Raw genomic sequence first — 23,242 nt, forward strand, 5'->3', positions numbered from 1 at the left:
ATGTTTGGTAATTGAGAATAAAAAGACGTTTACACAAAATTATTGACACTACCCATAAAAATACTCACTTTCATAATATATAAAATAAAAATACGCCGATTATTATAACATTTCTATAGAATAATCTCAATACACATAAAAAAGCTCTCATAACCTCAGCTATGAGAGCTTTTAAATTAGCTTATCAGACTATTTTGTTAAAGCGCTAACATTGTCTAAGCGATGCAAGCATTTTTCTTTACCAAGCAAGGTAATGATGTTGTTCAAATCAGGGCCATGCATTTGACCTGTTAACGCAACGCGGATTGGCATGAATACAAATTTGCCTTTCAAAGCAGTTTCTTTCATTACTGCCTTAATAGTTGCTTTTACAACTTCAGGTGTAATTTCGTCAAGTTCAGCTAATGCATTACGGAAAGTGCTGAGAACTGTTGGGGCTGTTTCTTCATTCAACACAGCACACAATTCCTCTTCGTGACCTTCTTCAAGGAATACGGTTTCGCCCATGAACATTCCTACGTGATCTTTAATTTGAGCACCATAGCTAATATGGTCGCGGAATGTAGAACATAACAATGTCAACCAATCGATATCAGCTTGATTTAAGCTATCTGGAGCCAAACCAACCTCTTTCAAATGTGGCAAGCAAAGATGGAATAAATCTTCATCGCTCAAATTTTTCATATAGTGGAAGTTAATATGGTTTAATTTATCAATATCAAATACTGCTGGGTTTTTAGCTACGCGATCCATAGAGAACGCTTGAATCAATTCATCTGGTGTGAAGAACTCTTCTTCCCCTTCTGGGGCCCAACCAAGAAGTGCTAAGAAGTTTACAAGTGCTTCTGGTAAGTAACCCAATTGTTTGTATTGTTCAACAGATGTAGCGCCGTGACGTTTAGACATTTTCTTGTAATCTTTACCAAGAATCAAAGAAATATGACCAAATTTAGGAATGTCCCAACCAAGAGCTTCGTAAATAGCCATTTGGCGTGGTGTATTAGATAAATGTTCCTCAGCACGAATAACATGCGTAATGCCCATCATATGATCGTCCATTACTACAGCAAAGTTATATACAGGAATGCCATCAGATTTAACGATAACAAAGTCACCTACGCCGTTGGACTCAAAGGACACATGACCACGTACCATATCATCAAAAGCATATGTTTTGTTTAAAGGAACGCGTAAACGAATCGTTGGTTTACGACCTTCTGCAATATATTTAGCCTTTGTTTCTTCATCTAAATGTTGACAATGGCCATTATATTTAGGTGTTTCACCACGATCCATTTGTTCTTGACGAACAGCATCTAATTCTTCTGGTGTGCAATAACACTCGTACGCTTTGCCTTCATCCAATAAACGTTGTGTTACTTCTTTATATAATTCAAGACGTTCTGTTTGACGGTAAGGACCATTTTCACCACCTACGTCTACGCCTTCATCCCAGTTCATACCAAGCCATTGTAAGGAAGCCTTGATATTTTCTTCACTTTCACGTGTAGAACGAGCTAAATCTGTATCTTCAATGCGCAATACAAATATACCTTTTTCTTTACGTGCTAATAGCCAGTTAAACAAAGCAGAACGAGCGCCACCAATATGGAATGGACCCGTAGGGCTTGGAGCAAAACGAACTTTCATGGAACTCATGATTATACCTCTCCTTCATATACAGAAACGACAGCTTGTGCAGCAATGCCTTCGCGGCGCCCAATAGCACCAAGCATTTCATTCGTTGTCGCTTTAATACTAATGCGATCTAATGGTATTTCCAATACGGACTGTAAATTAGCCTTCATCGTATCAATGTGAGGTTTTAATTTAGGTGTCTCAGAAATAACCATAATATCAATATTATAGGCTTGTAACCCACGTTCTTTCAATAAGGAATTTACCTTTTCTAGTAAAAGCATACTAGAAATCCCTTTATATTGGTCATCTTCAGGTGGGAAGTAATAACCAATATCTCGTAAACCGGCAGCACCCAACATAGCATCCATTAATGCGTGAATGAGAACGTCCGCATCGGAATGACCATAAGGGCCAAGTTCAGATTCAATTTGAACGCCCCCTAAGATGCATGGACGGCCTGCTTTTAATTGATGAATATCATAACCAAATCCAACGCGCATACGCTTATCCTCAATTCCTAAATATCGTTTTGCTACGGCAATATCATTTGGCGTTGTCACCTTAATATTGCCGTAATCACCTTCTACTATATGTACAGACTTTCCTAAATATTCCACAAGAGATACATCATCAGTCCCTAAATAGTTTAAATCATGAGCCTTTTGATGAGTCTCTTTAAATAAATCTTTTTGAAAGCCTTGTGGTGTTTGAATTTGGTATAGCTCACTGCGTTTTAATGTTTCAATTACAGTATATTCTGTATCAACACGTTTAATCGTATCAATAGCAGGCACACCAACTGTAGCTGCACCGTATGTGATAGCTGCTTCAGCGACAGCACTAAACATATCTGTAGAAGCTAATGGACGCGCTCCATCATGAACAAGGACAATGTTACTAGATTCATCAACCGCCTTAAGACCGCAAGCAACGGAGTCTTGACGTTCAGCACCACCAAGAACGATGTGAATTGGTACTGTAAGGCCCAAGACCTTAATATGTTCAGCCATATAGTCTTGTTCACCATCGGCTACAACGAGAATAATTTCCTTTAAGCCTTGTAAGTTAGCAACATTCTGCAAAGTACGTTGAATAATAGAATAACGACCAAGGGGTATAAATATTTTATTTTCTTTATAGGCCATACGGCGTCCAGCCCCTGCGGCAAGAACGATACAGCTAATTACCTTGTCCATTTTGTCCCCCATCTACACGAGCAAAAATCATGCGACCTGCACTCGTTTGTAGTATAGATGTAACCATAACCTCAACATTTTGCCCTACATAAGGTTTACCATCTTCTACGACGATCATCGTACCATCATCAAGATACGCTACACCTTGGTGTACTTCCTTACCTTCTTTCATGACTTGTACGCGAATCCACTCACCTGCAATAAGAGCTGGTTTCAACACATTGGCCAATTCATTGAGATTAAGCACTTCAATACCTTGTACGCGAGCCACCTTATTCAAATTAAAATCATTGGTCATTAACTTCCAATGCTTGTCTAGAGCAAGGCGCATCAACTTAGAATCAACCTCTGTAAGATCATCATAATCATCTTCTACAACTTCTATAGCAACCTTATTAGCATCTTGCATATCTTTTAATATATCGAGGCCTCGACGACCGCGGTTGCGTTTTGTAGCATCTGCAGAGTCCGAAATAATTTGTAACTCGTTTAATACAAAGAGTGGAACCATTAAAGGACCTTCAATAAAGCCTGTATTACATAATTCTTTAATACGACCATCAATGATAACAGATGTGTCTAGTAATTTAGGCGTACTAGAAGCTATATCTGTTTTATGGGTGGAGAACATTTTAAAACGACTTGTTTTTTTAATGCCGTCTCCGCCCCATTGTTGTACGTAGTTATTGTACATTTCAGGGCCTTTATGAGCCATGAGCTTAAGTCCACTATATCCAAAGATAGCGCTAAGAATAATAGGTATATAAGGTCCTATAATAGGAACTTGATTGAATGCAATACCAATTAAATTTGCAATAATAAGACCGAATAATAAACCGATGGTGCCTGCAATCAATTCTTGATTTGGAATATGAGTGAGAACGCGCTCTAAACGTTTTGCAATTACTAATCCTTGTTTCAAAATAAATGATGAAATCAAATAGCCAATAATAACACCTAACAATGTACCAACAATTAATACTGCAATACGTGCCACAGTTAATGACATATCCCCGAAAGACTCAAATTGAGATACCAAATACGGGTCGATAATAGGCGCCAAAGTATCCATCCCAACATAGGCAGCTGTACCTACAAGGATGGCTATTACATAACGCAAAATCCGATAAATCATCAAATCACCTCCTAATTAAGAAAACACGAGCTGCATCGCCTCTTGAATAGATTTGACGCCTCTAATCTTGATAGAACTATCATTATCCTTGATTTGCTTATAATTGCCTTCAGGAATAATAAACTTTTTAAAGCCTAGTTTTTTGGCTTCATTAATACGCTGCTCGATGCGTGGAATGCTTCGAACATTTCCAGTTAAACCGACCTCTCCTAAGATAACCATATCTGTAGGAACGATACGATTTTTCAAATTAGATACTATCGCTACCGCCATAGACAAGTCACAAGCTGGCTCGTTTACCTTAAGTCCACCAATAACATTAACATACACGTCCTTATTACCCAATGTAAAGCCACAACGCTTTTCTAATACCGCCAAAAGGACAATCAAACGATTAAGATCGTAGCCGATTGCTGTTCTTCTAGGCATACCAAAGGCAGTGGTAACCACCAAACTTTGTACCTCTACTAAGATTGGGCGAACCCCTTCCAGGTAAATCATGACAGCACTACCGCTTTCCTCATCAGACCGTTCTGCCAATAATGAAGCTGAAGGGTTAGATAATTCTTGCAAGCCTTCTTCAACCATGGCGAAAATACCAGTTTCAGATGTTGATCCGAAACGATTTTTGATGGATCGCAATATACGGAACTGATAGGATCGTTCTCCTTCAAAGTAAAGCACTACGTCTACCATATGCTCTAACATACGTGGGCCTGCGATATTCCCTTCTTTTGTGACATGACCAATAATAACTGTAGGAATATTGCGTTCTTTACAAAATCGAAGGAGTCGAGATGTACATTCTCGAACTTGACTAACACTGCCTGGAGCAGCATCGATATCACTAGTATACATGGTTTGAATTGAATCAATAACAAGTAAGGATGGTGTCATTGCATCAGCTTGCTCAAGTATATGATCTAAATCTGTATCTGCAATAACTTGTAAACGTTCACTATTGATGTGTAGTCGTTCTGCTCGAAGCTTAAGTTGTAACTGAGACTCTTCTCCTGATGCATAAAGAACTGTACCTACAGTATCTGCTACCTTTTGCGAGACTTGCAATAATAGTGTAGATTTACCAATACCTGGATCACCACCTAAAAGCATCAATGCACCTGGTACTATACCTCCACCTAATACGCGATCAATTTCACTAAAGGTTGTAGATACACGTGTAATAGACGAAATTTCGATATCTGGTAAAGCTGTAGGCTTAGTCGTTTGATTTCCTACACCACGGGAGGGTGTACGGCTATGTTTAGTTTCTTTAATAATTTCTTCAACTAATGTATTCCATTCACCACATTGTGGGCATCGGCCCATCCACTTAGAAGACTCAGCCCCACAATTTTGACAGAAGAATACTGATTTTGCTTTTCCCATAATGCCTCAAAATATTTTAATAAGAAAAGAAAGGTCATGAATGATAACCATTCATGACCTTTTATGCATAATTTTACTACATGGTTAACTATCATCATTCTATAGTATACCATTTAACCCATATTTTTTATATGAAAGTTATTAACTGTATATTTTATATTTTTTATACGCTGACAACGATCTCGTTATCCTTGACATCTACTTTTATAGTTTTTCCTTCTGTAACATCTCCTTTCAAAATAAGGTCTGATACAGGGTCCTCAATTAATCGTTGAATAGCTCGTTTTAGTGGTCGAGCCCCCATTGTAAAATCAGAACCTTCCTTAACGAGTAATTGCATCGCCTCAGATGTGATTTCTAATTGAAGCTCACGCTCTTTAAGGCGTTTTGTAACATCACTCATCAAGATAGAGACAATGTGTTTTAAGTCCTCTTCAGTTAATGGCCGGAATACAATCATTTCATCAATACGATTTAAAAACTCAGGTCTGAAATGACGTTTTACAGCATCCATAACAGATTTCTTAGCTTCTTTAAAATCTATACTATTAGATTGATTTGTAGAAGATTCAGATTTTTTAGGAGCTAAGAATCCAAGCTCTGAAGAGTTCTTATGTAAAGCTTTAGCACCTAAGTTACTCGTCATGATGATAACTGTATTTCTAAAATCTACAGTTCTACCTTGACTATCAGTAAGGCGACCATCATCAAGAACTTGTAACAAGATATTAAAGAAATCTGCATGTGCTTTCTCTACTTCATCGAGAAGAATAACACTATATGGTTTACGACGCACCGCATCTGTTAGTTGACCGCCTTCTTCATAGCCCACATAGCCTGGAGGGGCACCAACTAAGCGTGATACAGTATGCTTTTCCATATATTCTGACATATCAAGTCGAATCATAGCAGATTCATCGCCGAACAAGGAGGACGCAAGTGCTCTTGCTAGTTCAGTTTTACCTACCCCTGTGGGACCTAAGAATAAGAATGAACCAATAGGACGTTTAGGATCCTTTAATCCAGCCCTTGCACGGCGCACAGCTTTAGCTACAGCAGTAACAGCATCATCTTGACCTACTACACGTTTATGAAGCTCTTCTTCCAAATGGAGTAAAGTTTGGGATTCTTCGTCTGCTATTTTAGCCACTGGAATTCCCGTCCATTGTGCCACGACTGCTGCTATATCGTCTTCCGTAACTACTAACTTTTGCTCACTTTCTTCTTTTGCTACAGATTTTTTATCATCAATTTCTTTAACTAAAGATTGCTCCTCGTCACGAAGTTTAGCAGCCTTCTCAAAATCTTGTGATGTAACAGCAGCTTCTTTTTCTTTCTTTACTGTATTGAGTCGGTCTTCTAAGGCCTTAACATCTGGTGCTGCAGAAAATACTTTCATGCGGACCTTAGATGCAGCCTCATCAACCACATCGATAGCCTTATCAGGCAAGAAACGATCTGTAATATATCTACTGGATAAGGTAACAGCTGCTTTTAAAGCTTCATCCGTTATTTTAGCCTTATGGAACGCTTCATAGCGATCTCGTAAGCCTTTTAGAATTTCAAGAGCATCTTCTTCGTTCGGCTCACCTACTTGAACTGGTTGGAAACGACGCTCTAAAGCGGCATCCTTTTCAATATGCTTTTTATATTCATCAAGGGTTGTAGCACCAATAACTTGGAATTCACCGCGTGCCAAAGCCGGTTTCAATAAGTTTGCTGCATCCATGGCCCCTTCAGTGGCACCGGCACCAACTAATGTATGAATTTCATCAATAAAGATAATCATGTCATCATGTTGTTGTACTTCATCGATAGCTTTTTTTAACCGTTCTTCAAATTCGCCACGGTATTTTGCACCAGCAAGCATAGAACCAATGCTAAGGGAAATAATTCTCTTATTCCGTAAAATCTCCGGTACATTACCAGTAACAATACGCTGAGCCAAACCTTCGGCAATGGCTGTTTTACCTACACCAGGTTCCCCAATGAGAACTGGATTATTTTTAGTTCTACGGCTAAGAATTTGAATAACTCGTTGAATTTCTGTATCTCGACCAATAACAGGATCAATTTTACCTTGTTTCGCAGACTCATTTAAATCTGTCGCAAAATCGGTTAAGTCACCTAAATCGCCATTGTTATTCGCTCCTTCTTGTCTACCATCATCACCATTACTACTAGAGCCAAGAATATGACGAATCGCTTCTACTATATCGTCGGTACGAATATTCATAGCCCGTAAAATTCCAACTGCAACACCACCGCCATCGCTGAGTAAACCGAGTAGAATATGCTCAGTACCAACGTAGTTATGATTCATGCGGTTAGCTACTTGAACAGCTAACTCAAGTACATGTTTAACACGTGGCGTCATATATATAGATGTTGCTTTTTTATTACCGCGCCCCACTTGCTCTTCTACAGCTTCAAAAATATCTTCTGTAACTATACCAAGCTCTTCTAAGGCCTTAGCCGCAACACCATTTTTAACCTTTGTCAGCCCGATGAGTACATGTTCAGTGCCTACATAGTCATGTCCCAACTCCAATGCAGCTTCTTGAGCAAAAGAAAGGACACGCTGTGCATCATCTGTAAATCGTTGCATCATACTATCACCTCTTCTATCTATGTAAATTGTAATTGTATCTCTTCAAATATATGTGAACAATGGTGGGAAACACCATTGGAATATCAATTGAGTATTTGTGAAATATATACTATTTTGAAAGTTTTTGACGTATTACTTTAGCTCGATAGCTATCGCGATCGGCCTCTGTTAAATCTTCATTACCTAAATATTTAGTAAGGAAATTAGGTCGAGTTATTGCCACCAACTCATTGAAGGTATCATTCCCCCAAAGTGGTAAGATATCTAAATCTACGCCTAATTGAATATCACTAAGCTTTGTTAATGCTTCTTTACCATTAACACGTCGTGCATATTGTAGAACACCATAGGATCGCCACAGAACGTCTTCTAAACCTTCTTTATCATTATGTAATAAAGATTGACGAGATTTACGCTCTTCCGCAATTATTCCTTCTACAATCTTGCTTAATTGCTCAATCGTTGCTTCTTCACTTATCCCCATCGTACGTTGATTGGAAATTTGGTATATAGCGCCTAAAGCCTCTGAGCCTTCGCCGTACAGACCTCGTACAGAGTATCCTAATTGAATGATGCTGCGAATGAGTCGTGTAATTCGACCAGACATAGTTAATGCAGGCAAATGTAGCATGACAGATGCTCTTAATCCGGTTCCTACATTTGTAGGGCATGCCGTCAAATAGCCAAAGCGTTCATCAAAAGCATAGGGATGCTTTGCCTCGATAGCCTTATCAATTTGCACTGCATGGTCATAGGCCTGTTGCAATTGAAGTCCAGAAGCCATAGATTGGATACGTAAATGATCCTCTTCATTCACCATAATTACAATGGATGCATCATCAGATACGACTAAGTTACGATATGGTAATTTTTCTTCAAGAGCTGGGCTCATTAAGTGTTTCTCTACTAATACAGCCCGCTCACTTTGACTTAACTGCTCTAGACTAATATTGGAATATTGATGTCCGTCTGCATCTTTCAAAGGTTGCAGCAACCCTCTAGAAATTGCATTTACTTTTTCTAAAGCAGATATATCATTACAATTTGTAAATAATAGGCCATCAAAATTCCGTGCCAAACGAATACGACTAGAGATTACAATGTGATCTGTCACATCTGTATCGTGGTGTAACCACTGACTTAAAGGAGAGTCCAATATAGTATCTAACATAAGAACCTCCTACTCTTTATCGCCATCGATGATGGCTTCTAATCCTTTAATTTTATCTCTTAAGATAGCAGCCTCTTCAAAGTTTTCAGCTTGAACTGCTGTATCTAATTGATGACGCAATCGCTTCACTTCATGTTTAGCTTTAAATACATTAGTTTCACGACTAGGTACAGTTCCTTTATATTCAGAACTACCTTGTATACGTTGTAATAAGGGATCTATTTCACTATTAAAAGTCTCATAACATTGCCCACAGCCAAACTTACCTACTCGATTAAATTCGTCATAAGTAATACCACACTGAGGACACCGTTTTGATTGATGAGATTTTAATAAGTTATCTGGATAAATCATGTTTTTAAAAAAATCATTAGTAAAAAAGCTATTATCCCACATATCATTCATAAAAGAACTATAGGGGGATAATTTCCCCTCTTGTTGTAACTTGCTAGCGCAAGTACCACAAAAATGTTGTTCCGTCTTTTGGTTATTGACGATATTAGTCATATGAATGGTAGCTTCATTCTTATGGCAATGATCACATATCATTGATCATCACTCCTTCCGTAGTGTATCCACCATTGTTGCATAGAGCTGACGAATTGCATCATTACGATGTTCAATATCGGTATTCTCGATCAATGTAGCAAAAGAATTATGCATCAATTGAGCTTCACGACGAGTAATTTTTTCAGCTTGCAATAATTGAAACAATGATTGGTCTACATCTTTAATATCAATTAATGGATCCACTGTATTTTGACCTTCATAAATACGATAGGTTGTTACAGCTGGTAGAGAACCGGGATTTTCTGGATTTAATTTAGTAATTCGAATATATCCACCTAATCCACGTCTTGATTCCACATCAAAACCTCGTTCATTAGAAAATCGTGTGCTTAGTACATAGCTAATTTGCGATGGTGCGCAATCTAATTCATCGGCTAATTCATTACGTTTTAAGATTAATTTCTCTTGTTCTTCACGCATACGATCCAATATAAACTTTTCTATTTTATCAGCTATCATACTCATAAAAAACACCCCTTTAAAATATATTTACTATAGTTTTTGACTATTTGTTCTTTAATACAACTCTATTATATTCGACTATTTGACCTTAGTCAATATAAAAGTCAAACTTCATTGTATTCACATTTGACCTATTATGTACTTTTACATAATTTAAATTTAGTACAAGCTTGATTAAACATGAGTTTTTCTATATATTGTTAATAAGTCAAATCACTCTAAACGATTTTGACTTTTCCTTTACTTTTTAATCCATTCTCCTATGATTGGACTTAATATTAATTTCTAGGTATAATAAATAAGATATATTTTTCTGAAAGAAGGTGTTGTTATGGCAGAAGCATTAGGACAAGAACTGTTAATTGATTTATATTCCTGCGATGAAGATGCAATCTCATCCGCTACAGCTGTACAAGAAAGTGTAGCAACCGCATTTGATTTAGCTGACCTTGATGTTGATGAAATCAGTTGTCAAGTTATGGACGAGGAGATCGCCCTCCTATCTGTTGCACCAGGCTTTCACTTTACATTACACACGTATCCTGCTCTAGGCTATGTGGCTGTTGATTTATACTCTTTTGAGCAATCCTTACCGCTCACATTAATTATGAAAGCATTGCGTAAATCTTTCAGAGCAGAAAAGGTAAAAGCAACGAGTATACAACGTGGTGACTTTGGTAACGAACGAGATATGAAGCCACGTCGTAAAACTCAAATCACTACTCTAGGTCGCGTTTCTCGCACTAGAATTCAACTTAAACAAACAGGCGGCAAATTGAAAAAACAAAGTGCTAAGGTTATTAAAACATTGGCTAAAAAAAGCGGCTTTAAGAAATAACACAAAAGGACTGACCATAATGAACGCACCCCAAAAATTGGACACAATTTTTGGGGTGCAGTTCACAAGGTCAGTCCTTTTACTATAATCTTAATAACAGTTGATCCTATCTACGAACCATTAATGCTTCAAGATCGAGAACATCAGCAATTTCATCAACGTCATCACAGAGATATTCAGCATCAGCTTCTTTTAGTTCAGCTTCTGTACCATAACCATAAGTAACACCGACAGAGATACAACCAAGCTCATTAGCTGCCTCTATATCATACTTACGATCACCAACCATGAATGTCATACGATTACCATTTTCATCAGTTAATGGATTACCACAAAGTTTAAAAGCTTTTTCAAGAATCTCCTTCTTGTGTAACAATCCACTTTCATAATTAGCACCAACAATTACATCAAAGTAAGGTGTCAATTCAAAATGATCTAAAATGTCCTTAGCATAATGTTCTGGCTTTGCCGTAGCTAAAGCAATGGTGTATTGTTCTGTTTTACATTTAGCCAATAAGTCTACAATATTTGGATATACTGTATTTTCAAACTTACCAATTGTTCCATACCGTTCACGAAACTTAAAGTATGTTTCTTCGGCTTGCTCAAAAGTCATACCACAATGTTCTTGGAAGGCATCTACCAATGGTGGTCCTAAGAACAATTGCAATGTTTCTTCATCTGGTACGTCATAGCCAAAATGCTCTAAGGCAAACTTAATACTTTTTAAAATACCTTCTTGAGAGTCCGTCAAAGTACCATCTAAGTCAAATAATATTGTCTTTTTCATATTACTTCTTTAAAGCCTCTTTTAATGTATGCCAGGCAAGAACTGCACATTTAACACGAGCAGGCATGTTAGAAATATTTTGTAATGCCATAGCATCTTCTAATTGTTCTAACTCGCTTTCATCAGTAATCTCTTTTTTGATCATACCTAAGAAAACTTCAACCAAACGTAGAGCTTCCTCTACAGATTTACCTTTGATAATATCAATCATCATAGATGCAGAAGCTTGGCTAATAGCACAACCTGAACCAGTATATGCTGCATCTTTTACAATGCCATCTACTACATTAACTTGTAATGTTAAATCATCCCCACAACTAGGGTTGTGACCATGTTCAGAAGTTGTGAATTCAGTTAACTCATGTTTATTACGTTTATCTTGGTTATGTTCCAAAATAAGTTCCGTATATAGTTGATCCATTTCCATTGATGGTAATCTCCTAATCTTTAAAGCCCATGACTGAACGAACAGTCTTCAATACTTCGAGGAAGGCATCAAGGTCTTCCTTACGAGTGTACAAGTACATACTTAAACGAGTAGATGCGGATACATTGTAGAATGCACCTAAGGGTTGTGCACAATGGTGTCCAGAACGAACACAAATGCCTTTAGAGTCCAAAATCGTAGCCACATCATGAGGATGTACATCATCTACAGTGAATGCAATTACGCCATGTTTTTCCTTAGGATTTTGGGAACCAATCACATGAACATGTGGTAATTCAACCATTTTAGGAAGAATGTATGCTACTAGTTCCTCTTCGTAGGCTTCAATAGCATCCATACCAAAAGATTCCAAATAATCAATGGCCGCGTGCAAAGAAACGGCACCGTCAGCATTTGGAGTACCTGCTTCGAACTTATATGGCAACTCATTGAACGTAGCAGTTTGTTCTTTTACATATTCAATCATATCGCCGCCCAATAAGAATGGAGGCATTGCTTCTAATAATTCTCTTTTACCATAGAGCACACCAATACCTTGGGAAGCACACATTTTATGTCCAGAGAATACAAAGAAATCACAATCAAGATCTTGAACGTCAATTTTTTTATGAGGCGTAGATTGAGCACCATCAAGAACGACAACAGCACCAACAGAGTGTGCTTTTTCTGTCAATTCTTTTACAGGGAACTCCATGCCCAAAACATTACTAATGTGCGCAAACGCAACGATCTTAGTAGTTTCATCAATTTTATTGATTTCGCCGTCTTTTAAATGCCCATGTTCATCAAGGTACATATATTCTAAGGTTGCCCCTGTTTGTTCTGCCACGTATTGCCATGTTACAAGATTTGCATGATGTTCAGCAACAGTAATGACAATCTTGTCACCTTTTTTCACATTATGAAGACCATAGCTATGAGCAATCAAGTTCATAGATTCTGTACTATTACGGGTAAATACAACTTCTTCACGTTCGCGAGCATTAATAAATTCAACTACGCGATCACGTGCATTTTCATAGTCCTCAGATGCTTCAATAGCTAAAATATGAGAGCCACGATGTGGATTGCCATTACGTTGTGTCATATGTTCCACAACACGATCAATTACGGACTGTGGAATTTGTGCAGTCGCACCACTATCTAAATAGATAATGCGGTGCCCATTATGCTCTTTATGTAGTATAGGAAAGTCTTTGTATGCTTCTGCAATAGGTCTCATAAAACGCCTCTTTAAATCTTATTACGTACAGCTGCTAATGCTGCTTCTTCAATCGTTTCATCACCAATGCGATCAATAATAGGACGAATCATAGATTCAACGATGATATGTTTAGCTTCTACTTCACTAAAGCCACGGCTCATAAGGTAGAATAATTTATTATGATCAATTTGGCCTGCACTTGCTGCATGGTTACCTACTACATTGTCCTCTTTACACAACAAGAGTGGCAAAGAAATAGATTTTACAGTAGGGTCTAATAACAAGCAAGTATCTTCTTCCGCACCTTCAGATGCAGTTGCACCATTTAGGAAATCAAGGGTACCACGGAAGGATTTTTTAGAATTGCCACTAAGAGCACCTAAGTTATGAATATCGCTGACAGATTTTTTACCGCCATGGCTCATAACCATAGAAATATCGAATTTTTGCTCTTTATTACCAAGATAAGCAATGTCGTGAATAATGCGAGATTCTTTACCTACTAAATCATGATAGTAGTTCAAGATATTTTCGCTGCCACCAATTTCGATATTGATATATTCAACATCAGCATTATCTTCTAATTTAGTGTATCGATGCTCGATATGTTGTACATGCTCAGGTAAAAGATTTACCTTTTTCACTACAACTTTACCAGTTGCTTTGACATCGTATTCGTTAAGGTAACTTACATTATTTGCTGTATCACCAGAACCAGTAATAAAGAATTGAACTTCTAATTCAGCACCTTCACCAACGATAAATTGGAGTCGATTTGCTACGCGAGCTGTAGCATCGATACGGATACCTACAACTTCTTTAGTATTTGCAGGAACGTTAATAGCATACCCTTCTGCTTTTTCCACCAAACCTTGAACCGCTTCTTTATTAGCGCCTTCATACTTGTCATCTAATAATGCTGTACCTACAGGCAATGGTGAAAGTATATTTTCATTCGCTTCCACAGCGATAGATTGTACTGCTGTATCTTCTCCAACTAGAGAGCTTACAGTATGGTTAACACGTAACCATCTGAACGTCGGTCTAGGGAGTTCATTAAATAGTAATTCGCTCATAATTCCTCCTTAACCGATAGAACCTTCTAATTCAAGATTGATTAGGTTGTTCATTTCTACTGCATATTCAAGTGGCAATTCTTTAGAGATTGGTTCTACGAAGCCACGAACAAGCATAGCACGAGCTTCTTCTTCACTGATACCACGAGTCATGAGATAGAAAATCGCTTCGTCAGAAATACGACCGATTTTTGCTTCATGACCTAAGTCCACATTATCGTTTTCAACAATAATTGCTGGAATTGTATCGGATTGAGACTCAGCATCAAGCATCAAGGATTCACAAGAAACTGTTGCTTTTGCATGCTCAGCATTAGGACCAATTTTCAAAAGACCACGGTAGATAGCTGCGCCACCGGATTTAGAAATAGATTTAGAGTTTACATTACTTGTCGTATATGGTGCGTTGTGAACCACTTTACAACCTGTATCAAGGAATTGGCCTTCACCAGCAAATGTTACACCTGTAAATTCTGCATGTGCACCTTCACCGTTAAGGATACTCATTGGATACAAGCAAGATACTTTGGAACCAAAGGAACCAGATACCCATTCAATTGTACCACCTTTACCTACAACACAGCGTTTTGTATTAAGGTTGTACATATTTTTGGACCAGTTTTCAATTGTAGAATAACGCAATGTAGCATTATCTTTTACGAACAATTCAACGGCACCTGCATGAAGGTTAGATACATCATATTTAGGAGCGGAACAACCTTCGATAAAGTGCAATTTAGCACCTTCTTCTACGATGATCATAGTATGCTCGAACTGACCAGCACCTGGTGCATTCAAGCGGAAGTAGGATTGCAATGGAATATCTACTTGTACGCCTGCTGGGACATATACGAAGGACCCACCAGACCAAACAGCACCGTGAAGAGCTGCCCATTTATGGTCAGTTGGAGGAATCAATGTCATCCAGTATTTTTTAACGATTTCTTCATGCTCATGAAGAGCTGTTTCAATATCAGTATAAATAACACCTTGTTTTACAAGATCTTCTTGAATACTGTGATAAACAACTTCAGAGTCATACTGAGCACCAACACCAGCTAGAGATGTTTTTTCTGCTTCAGGAATGCCTAAACGGTCAAAGGTACTTTTAATTTCTTCTGGAACTTCGTCCCAGTTTTCTTTCATATCTACTTTTGGCTTAACATAGGTATGGATATTAGCCATATCTAAGCCAGAAATATCAGGGATCCAGTTAGGAATGCCCATACGATTATAGATTTCTAAAGATTTCAAACGAAACTCTAGCATCCATTCCGGTTCATTTTTATTAGACCAAATCTCACGGATAATGTCTTCAGTTAAACCAGCATCAGCGATATAAGAATATTCAAAGTCATTCTTAATGTCGTAGACACCACGGTCCATATCCGCGACTTGGGTTTTCTTTCTTTCTTCCATTATGCCTCCTATGCTAATGCTTTGTATGCGTCGTAACCTTTTTCTTCGATTTCACGTACAAGAGAAGCATCACCAGTTTTAACGATTTTACCGTTGATCAATACATGAACATAGTCAGGTTTCAATTTTTGTAAGATTTGGTTATGGTGAGTGATGATTAATACAGCATTTTCTTCGTTATGGAAACGTTGTACGCCTTCAGACACAATACGAACCGCATCTACGTCAAGACCGGAGTCAGTTTCGTCAAGAATAGCCAATTTAGGATTCAAAATAGACATTTGAAGAATTTCATTTTTCTTCCGTTCCCCACCAGAGAAACCTTCATTAACATAACGTTGTGCATAAGATGTGTCGAAGGACAATTCATCCATTTTTTCTTTCAATTCTTTTTTGAAAGATAAAGCGCGAACGTTTTTACCAGTAATTGTGGATTTAGCTGTACGAATGAAGTTTTCTACAGTAATACCAGGGATGGAGATTGGATGTTGGAAAGACATAAAGATACCTGCTTTCGCACGATCGTTTACTGCATCTTCTGTAATATCTTTACCATCAAAAATGATGGAACCGCTATCTACTGTATAAGTAGAGTTACCCATGATTGCATTGGCAAGTGTGGATTTACCAGCACCATTTGTGCCCATTACTACGTGAATTTCACCTTTATTAATTGTTAAATCGATACCTTTTAAGATTTGTTTGTCTTCAACGGATACCTTTAAATCTTTTATCTGAAGTAATTCAGCCAAAATGTTCACTCCTTTTAATTTGTATATTCCATAAGAACATACATGTATTATATGTAAAACGTATATACTGACACATATAAAAAGGCGGTACGCACTAACGTGAATACCGCCGTAATTCTCGCCAACTTAGCAAGTATGTGCATAACAATCTACAATTATTATACATTCTTATCTAAATGATAGCAAGATATTCCTACTAAAATATACAGGAATTAAAAGAATATCAAGTATTACATATATTGATAGGTTTTATTTAATATTCATTCTCATCCTATTCGATTCTCAATATTAAATTATAAGTTGGAAAAATCAAGGGTTCCAAACAAGTCATCATACGTTTCAGCACGACGAATTTGTGTAACAGAACCGTCTTTATGTAACAATAACTCTGCAGAACGCAATTTGCCATTATAGTTGAAGCCCATGGAGTGACCATGCGCACCAGCATCATGAATGATAATGCGATCGCCAATATCAATTTTTGGCAACTCACGTTGAATAGCAAATTTATCGTTGTTTTCGCATAAGGAGCCAGTTACATCATATACATGATCCTTAGGAGCATTTTCTTTGCCCATTACTGTAATGTGATGATAAGAACCATATAAAGCTGGACGCATGAGGTTTGCCATGCAAGAATCTAAACCAATATATTTACGATAAATATCCTTTTTGTGAATAGCTGTAGAAACAAGGTAACCAAATGGACCTGTTACCATACGGCCACATTCATAAGCTAAAGCAACATTACCAAGACCATTAGCTACGAGAATTCTATTATAAGCTTCTTCTACACCCTTGCTAAGTGCCTTGAAATCTACAGGTGTTTGTTCTGGTTTGTAAGCAACACCTACACCACCACCTAGATCAATAAACTCAACATTGATACCAAGTTCATTCTTAATATCTACAGCAAGGTTAAAGCAAAGTTCTGCAGTACCTACTAAACCGTCAATATCAAGCTCATTAGATACAACCATTGTATGAATACCAAAGTGTTTTACACCTTTAGATTGTAATTGTTTGTAAGCCTCAAAAATTTGGTCACGGGTCATACCGTATTTAGCTTCTTCAGGAAGACCAATAATTGTGTTACCACCTTCCTTTAAGGAGCCTGGGTTATAGCGTACGCAGAATGTATCAGGTAAAGAACCATGATTTTTTTCTAAGTATTCAATATGCGTAATATCATCAAGATTGATAATAGCGCCCATATCTAATGCTTTTTTATACTCCACATATGGAGTGTCATTAGATGTGAACATAATATCGTGGCCAGTAATGCCAACCTTTTCACATAAGAGTAACTCTGCTAAGGAAGAGCAGTCTGCACCAACCCCAAGCTTTTGTAATACACGCATAATATATGGATTTGGCGTTGCTTTTACAGCAAAATATTGCTTAAAGCCCTTATTCCAAGAAAATGCGTTAATGAAGGATTTCATATTCTCAATGATGCCCTCTTCGTCATAAATATGGAATGGAGTTGGATATTGAGCGATAATATTTTCTAATTGTTCTGCCGTAAAGGGAACTGTTTTTTTGTTCATAACAACCTCTCTAAATAAAGAAAAGACCCATCAAGGGATGAGCCTTTTATCCTAATTATTATTTAAAAAAAGCTTTGTCTAAGCTAAAGCGACCTGGGCCAACAAAGAACAACATAAGCGCACCAAAGCCCATTTGAGATGGATAATCCCAGCTAAAGAAGCTACCATTAATACTTAAAGTTGTAGCCATCGCCAATGTACTGATGAGCATAAGAGATCCAATTCGAGTGAATAGGCCTACTGCTACAAGAATACCACCTGCCATTTCAGCAAATGCAGCCATAGTACCTAAGATTTCATAACCACCAGATACACCTAATGGTGCTAACATAGCACCGACTTTATAAAGACCTTCAGGACCGCTTAACCACTTTAGGTAGCCATGATAAAACATAGAAATACCAAGTGCCAAACGGTAAACTAATAAGCCAAAATTTACATAATTAGGTTTACTTTTAAAAATAAAACTCAACATAGTAACCTTTCTTTCAGTTAATCTTACAACATCGAATAAATTCGATAAAAGAATTATACTACTGAGAAATTACCATGTCAACAAGACTCACTATTAAATTCTATAGAATTATATCATAAATTATATACAAAAATCAATTTTATCGATGTGAATAAAAAGTCACGAACTAATATATAAATGTCAAACAGATGATTACATCGTACCATATAGTGTGATGTCCTACTATATTTGTTGATAATAGACTTACAAAAATAATCCTAATGAATGTGAGAACATATAATTCGTAATTCATTAGGATTATTATAGATCTTATATATTAAGTTCTAAGCAGTTGATTACATCATACCGCCCATGCCACCCATTGGAGGCATTGCAGGAACTGCAGCATTTTCTTCTACTTTGTCAGCTACGATTGTTTCAGTAGTCAATACAAGAGATGCGATAGATGCAGCATTTTGAAGAGCAGAACGTGTAACTTTAGCAGGGTCTACGATACCAGCTTTAACCATATCGATATATTCTTCAGTTAAAGCATTGAAACCTACGCCAGCTTCAGTGTTTTTAACTTTTTCTACTACAACAGAACCTTCAAGACCAGCATTGTAAGCGATTTGACGAAGTGGTTCTTCTACAGCACGTTTTACAAGGTTGATACCAGTTTGAACATCACCAGTAGCTTCCAATGTATTCAATGCAGGGATAATATCGATGAAAGTAGTACCACCACCAGCTACGATACCTTCTTCAACGGCAGCGCGAGTTGCATTCAATGCGTCTTCGATGCGAAGTTTTTTATCTTTCATTTCAACTTCTGTAGCAGCACCTACTTCGATAACTGCAACACCACCGGACAATTTAGCAAGACGTTCTTGTAATTTTTCACGGTCGAATTCAGAAGTTGTTTCTTCTACTTGTGCACGAATTTGGCTAACGCGTTTAGCGATTACGTCTTTATCGCCTACACCATCAATGATTGTCGTTTCATCTTTAGTGATGCGTACTTGACGAGCTGTACCAAGATCTTCAAGTTCTACGGAATCAAGCTTACGGCCCATATCTTCAGTGATTACAGTACCACCAGTCAAGATAGCGATATCTTCAAGCATAGCTTTACGACGGTCACCGAAACCAGGAGCTTTAACAGCTACAGCTTTGAATGTACCACGCAAGCGGTTAACTACTAAAGTAGCCAATGCTTCGCCTTCTACATCTTCAGCGATAATAAGAAGTTCTTTACCTACTTTTACCACTTTTTCAAGTGTTGGCAACATATCAGCAATGGCGCTGATTTTACGGTCAGTAATCAAGATGTATGGGTTGTCCATAACAGCTTCCATGCGGTCAGGGTCAGTTACCATGTAAGGAGAAATGTAGCCACGGTCAAATTGCATACCTTCTACTACATTTAATGCAGTTTGCAAGCCTTTGGATTCTTCTACAGTGATAACGCCATCGTTACCAACTTTTTCCATAGCTTCAGCAATTAAGCCACCGATTTCTTCGTCAGCAGCGGATACGCTAGCAACTTGAGCGATTTCAGCTTTACCAGAAACTTTGATAGAACGTTTTTTGATTTCTTCAACCAAAGTTTTTACTGCTGTTTCAATACCTTTTTTCAAGATCATTGGGTTTGCACCAGCTGCTACGTTGCGCATACCTTCTTGAATCATAGCTTGTGCCAATACAGTTGCAGTAGTAGTACCGTCACCTGCTACGTCGTTAGTTTTAGTAGCAACTTCTTTTACTAATTGTGCACCCATGTTTTCAAATGGATCTGGAAGTTCGATATCACGAGCAATAGTTACACCATCATTCGTAATTGTAGGGGAACCGAATTTTTTATCTAAAACAACATTACGACCTTTTGGACCTAATGTGACTTTTACAGCATTTGCCAATTGATCAACGCCACGGCCTAAAGCACGACGAGCTTCTTCATTAAACAAGATTTCTTTTGCCATATGTATTACCTCCTAGATAGTAACACTATCGAATGTAACGAAATATATGTGTTCTTAAGCAATATAGAATGTATCATCAGTGTCTATAGTCTTAATAGACTACAGATTGCCTATTATAGTACTGCTAAAATATCGCGTTCACTAATAATCAAGTGAGTAGCGCCATCGATTTCTAATTCGCTACCAGCATATTTTGCGAACATAACAGTGTCGCCAACTTTAACTTCTGGAGCTACACGTTGACCATTGTCATATACTTTACCAGCACCTACAGCTACGACAACACCTTCTTGAGGTTTTTCTTTTGCTGTATCAGGAAGGAAGATACCACTTTTAGTTTTTTCTTCTTTTGCTTCTAAACGGATAAGAACGCGGTCAGCTAATGGTTTTAACATATGATGTCACTCCTTATGTACTAGATATTCTTTATACTCTATTAGCACTCTAACCGATTGAGTGCTAATCACATGTATTATTATAACCTATGTCAAAATAATTGCAAGTAAAATTTTTGATTTTTTGACTTTTTAGTCTTTATATGATGTTAGAAGCCAAAAAACTAGTATAAAGTTTTAATCCTCATACTAGTCTTTTCTACTATTTTGAAACTTGATGAATCAAGGCTTTGCAGATATTAACAATACTATCCCGTTTCTTCATGCTTAGGGCGCGAATGCGATTATAGGCTTCCTCTTCAGATATAGAATATAGCTCCATTAATAGTCCCGTCCCCTTTTGAATGATTTTACGATCTTCTAAGGACTGTTCTAATTCAGCCATCTTCTCACGTAGCTGAGCATCGCTTGTATAACGACCTAACGCCATTTCTAGAGTAGGTACCAATTGTTCCTCTCGTACCGGTTTAATTAGGTATCCATATACACCAGAGTCTCTAGCTTTATCGATTAAATCTTGTTGACTATAACTAGTTAATAACACAACAGGTGCTTCATGGTGAAAGCCAATCTGCCGAGCAGCTTCAATACCATCTAATTCTGGCATTTTTACATCCATCAAAATAATATCTGGTTTATGCTGTTTACAGAGTTGTATAGCTTCAACGCCATTGGTGCCCTCTGCTACGACCTCATGACCGCAAGACTCAATAATATCTCGCAAATCCATGCGTATAAGGGATTCATCATCGACGATTAAAACGCGCATTTACGCCTCCTTCTTCATATGTATTGTGGCCAATACACCATGATCAGTATTCTCTATGGATAAACTTCCCTTTAATTCATGAGTAACTAAATTATTTATAATTGTAAGCCCCAATCGTTTATTAGAGGAAATAGAAAAATCACTGGGCAATCCTTTTCCATTATCTGTGAAAGCTAATTTAATGTTTCCACCGATGTCATAAACATGAAGATGAATTGCTCCATGCTCCCCGTCTAGGCCATGTTCTAAGCTATTAGTGATTAATTCATTAATAATAAGTGATACATAACTTGCCATATGAGAAGAAATCAATATATCTTCCCCACTATAAGTAAAGGTAACATTTTGATCTTGTCTGACCATACTCATACGCAATAATCGACATAACTCATCATAAATTGATCGTATACCAATGTAGTCCTCATCATAATGCGACACTATATCGTGAACTAAAGCCATACTTTCAATACGATTAATCCCCTCTTGAAGAGCTTGTTTTACCTCTGGTAAGCTTGAACGTCTCGCCTCCATACGCAATAGCCCAGCTACAGTTTGTAAGTTATTTTTTACGCGGTGATGGACCTCTTTTATAATCGAGTTTTTCACCAATAATTCTTGTTGTTGCTTACTTTCACGAGTACAATCATGTAACACTAAAAAACATCTCGTTTCATTGCGGCCCATGGCAATAGGAATCATATGCTGGCGAATCACCATATCTTGATATATTTCTTCACTAGTATATATAGTCCGATCTGCCAAGACTTGTTGGATAGCCGATATTTTTAAAGTACTGCTATAAATAGATGAACCTACTAATCGTCTATCAAAGCCTAACAAATCTACCAATTGTAAGGCAGCATCATTGCCGTATAGAATTTTATGAGAATCATCAAAGATAATTAAACCATCAAAATAAGAAATAGGTTCGTAAGATTGAATTTGTTCATCCGTAGCAGTCAGCATAAGACGTTGCATCGTATCAGATAAAGTATATTCTTGTTCATATTGCTCTACCTTAATCGATGGAGACAGTGTAAAGGAAATACCACCAATAATACGTCCTCCATTATCTACCACAGGAAAAACATGCTGCCTAAACTCATTATCTACCCCAATGAGTGGCTGTCCACTTTCCATCATCACATGCCAAGTATGATTGCCTTTTAAGTGACGTGTAACAATTCCACTTTCACTGCGTTCTATACATAACATATCAGCACGCTGCTGTACATCACCTTGTGATTTCTTAAGCAAGGGCGTAAAAATCTGTATCCTTTGACGGGTCAAAGACTCGCCAAAGGATATAAGTTTACTAATGTGCTCAAGTAATGAGGTTTGTAATGGTCCTAATGGTGTTGAATTTAAAATATCTTGACCAATATCCACA

The 23,242-nt window shown here is 37.5% G+C and carries 21 protein-coding genes; 1 reads left to right on the forward strand and 20 read right to left on the reverse strand.

Annotation, left to right across the window (positions count from 1 at the left end; translation table 11 throughout):
* Window positions 1-189 precede the first annotated feature (189 nt).
* The 8 genes from gltX to RWZ05_RS01685 form a co-directional block, all read right to left on the reverse strand.
* The gene (gene gltX, locus RWZ05_RS01650) at window positions 190-1,659 is read right to left on the reverse strand and encodes a glutamate--tRNA ligase (protein WP_314641465.1); all 1,470 of its coding nucleotides are present in this window, start codon (window positions 1,657-1,659) and stop codon (window positions 190-192) included.
* Window positions 1,660-1,661: 2 nt separating this feature from the next.
* Window positions 1,662-2,837, reverse strand: a complete 1,176-nt coding sequence (gene ispD / locus RWZ05_RS01655) for a 2-C-methyl-D-erythritol 4-phosphate cytidylyltransferase (RefSeq protein WP_314641468.1) — start codon at window positions 2,835-2,837, stop codon at window positions 1,662-1,664.
* On the reverse strand, window positions 2,821-3,972 hold the full coding sequence (locus tag RWZ05_RS01660; RefSeq protein WP_314641470.1) for a TRAM domain-containing protein: 1,152 nt from the start codon (window positions 3,970-3,972) through the stop codon (window positions 2,821-2,823). Before RWZ05_RS01660 ends, ispD begins: the two co-directional genes overlap by 17 nt.
* Window positions 3,973-3,987: 15 nt before the next feature.
* Window positions 3,988-5,361: a DNA repair protein RadA gene (gene radA / locus RWZ05_RS01665; RefSeq protein ID WP_314641472.1), complete on the reverse strand. Its 1,374-nt coding sequence runs from the start codon at window positions 5,359-5,361 to the stop codon at window positions 3,988-3,990.
* A 163-nt stretch (window positions 5,362-5,524) separates the two neighbouring features.
* Entirely contained in the window at window positions 5,525-7,972 is a 2,448-nt protein-coding gene (locus tag RWZ05_RS01670) for an ATP-dependent Clp protease ATP-binding subunit (RefSeq protein ID WP_314641474.1), read from the reverse strand.
* 109 nt (window positions 7,973-8,081) lie between these two features.
* Entirely contained in the window at window positions 8,082-9,143 is a 1,062-nt protein-coding gene (locus RWZ05_RS01675; protein ID WP_005386385.1) for a protein arginine kinase, read from the reverse strand.
* A 9-nt stretch (window positions 9,144-9,152) separates the two neighbouring features.
* Window positions 9,153-9,692, reverse strand: a complete 540-nt coding sequence (locus tag RWZ05_RS01680; RefSeq protein ID WP_005386382.1) for a UvrB/UvrC motif-containing protein — start codon at window positions 9,690-9,692, stop codon at window positions 9,153-9,155.
* Between the two features lie 6 nt (window positions 9,693-9,698).
* Entirely contained in the window at window positions 9,699-10,178 is a 480-nt protein-coding gene (locus tag RWZ05_RS01685; protein ID WP_005386381.1) for a CtsR family transcriptional regulator, read from the reverse strand.
* Between the two features lie 328 nt (window positions 10,179-10,506).
* Here RWZ05_RS01685 and RWZ05_RS01690 point away from each other — a divergent pair, with 328 nt between their 5' ends.
* Window positions 10,507-11,013 (forward strand): S-adenosylmethionine decarboxylase, encoded by a 507-nt coding sequence (locus RWZ05_RS01690; RefSeq protein WP_314641477.1) that lies wholly within the window; start codon window positions 10,507-10,509, stop codon window positions 11,011-11,013.
* 106 nt (window positions 11,014-11,119) lie between these two features.
* Here the strand turns inward: RWZ05_RS01690 and RWZ05_RS01695 are convergent, their stop codons facing one another.
* From RWZ05_RS01695 to RWZ05_RS01750, 12 genes are all read right to left on the reverse strand, one after another.
* Window positions 11,120-11,803 (reverse strand): HAD hydrolase-like protein, encoded by a 684-nt coding sequence (locus RWZ05_RS01695; protein WP_314641478.1) that lies wholly within the window; start codon window positions 11,801-11,803, stop codon window positions 11,120-11,122.
* A 1-nt stretch (window position 11,804) separates the two neighbouring features.
* Window positions 11,805-12,230 carry a Fe-S cluster assembly sulfur transfer protein SufU gene (gene sufU, locus RWZ05_RS01700; RefSeq protein ID WP_296003641.1) on the reverse strand — a complete coding sequence of 142 codons (426 nt, stop codon included), beginning with the start codon at window positions 12,228-12,230 and terminating at the stop codon, window positions 11,805-11,807.
* Window positions 12,231-12,243: 13 nt separating this feature from the next.
* Window positions 12,244-13,473: a SufS family cysteine desulfurase gene (locus RWZ05_RS01705; RefSeq protein WP_314641482.1), complete on the reverse strand. Its 1,230-nt coding sequence runs from the start codon at window positions 13,471-13,473 to the stop codon at window positions 12,244-12,246.
* Between the two features lie 11 nt (window positions 13,474-13,484).
* Window positions 13,485-14,531 (reverse strand): SufD family Fe-S cluster assembly protein, encoded by a 1,047-nt coding sequence (locus RWZ05_RS01710; protein ID WP_314641484.1) that lies wholly within the window; start codon window positions 14,529-14,531, stop codon window positions 13,485-13,487.
* 9 nt (window positions 14,532-14,540) lie between these two features.
* Entirely contained in the window at window positions 14,541-15,950 is a 1,410-nt protein-coding gene (gene sufB, locus RWZ05_RS01715; RefSeq protein ID WP_314641487.1) for a Fe-S cluster assembly protein SufB, read from the reverse strand.
* 8 nt (window positions 15,951-15,958) lie between these two features.
* A complete protein-coding gene (gene sufC / locus RWZ05_RS01720) occupies window positions 15,959-16,702 on the reverse strand; it encodes a Fe-S cluster assembly ATPase SufC (RefSeq protein WP_314641489.1) in 744 nt (247 codons plus the stop codon).
* Between the two features lie 293 nt (window positions 16,703-16,995).
* On the reverse strand, window positions 16,996-18,252 hold the full coding sequence (locus RWZ05_RS01725; RefSeq protein ID WP_314641491.1) for a diaminopimelate decarboxylase: 1,257 nt from the start codon (window positions 18,250-18,252) through the stop codon (window positions 16,996-16,998).
* Window positions 18,253-18,310: 58 nt separating this feature from the next.
* The gene (locus RWZ05_RS01730) at window positions 18,311-18,727 is read right to left on the reverse strand and encodes a DoxX family protein (protein ID WP_314641493.1); all 417 of its coding nucleotides are present in this window, start codon (window positions 18,725-18,727) and stop codon (window positions 18,311-18,313) included.
* Between the two features lie 335 nt (window positions 18,728-19,062).
* The gene (gene groL / locus RWZ05_RS01735; protein WP_314641496.1) at window positions 19,063-20,688 is read right to left on the reverse strand and encodes a chaperonin GroEL; all 1,626 of its coding nucleotides are present in this window, start codon (window positions 20,686-20,688) and stop codon (window positions 19,063-19,065) included.
* A 113-nt stretch (window positions 20,689-20,801) separates the two neighbouring features.
* Window positions 20,802-21,083, reverse strand: coding sequence for a co-chaperone GroES (groES, locus tag RWZ05_RS01740; RefSeq protein WP_004696047.1), 282 nt, complete (start codon window positions 21,081-21,083; stop codon window positions 20,802-20,804).
* A gap of 202 nt (window positions 21,084-21,285) precedes the next feature.
* Window positions 21,286-21,852 carry a response regulator gene (locus RWZ05_RS01745; RefSeq protein ID WP_314641499.1) on the reverse strand — a complete coding sequence of 189 codons (567 nt, stop codon included), beginning with the start codon at window positions 21,850-21,852 and terminating at the stop codon, window positions 21,286-21,288.
* Window positions 21,853-23,241, reverse strand: a complete 1,389-nt coding sequence (locus RWZ05_RS01750; RefSeq protein ID WP_314641500.1) for a sensor histidine kinase — start codon at window positions 23,239-23,241, stop codon at window positions 21,853-21,855.
* Window position 23,242: the final 1 nt, after the last annotated feature.

Origin of the sequence: uncultured Veillonella sp. (assembly GCF_963543145.1) — a bacterium.
In the GTDB taxonomy this organism is placed as follows: Bacteria; Bacillota; Negativicutes; order Veillonellales; family Veillonellaceae; genus Veillonella.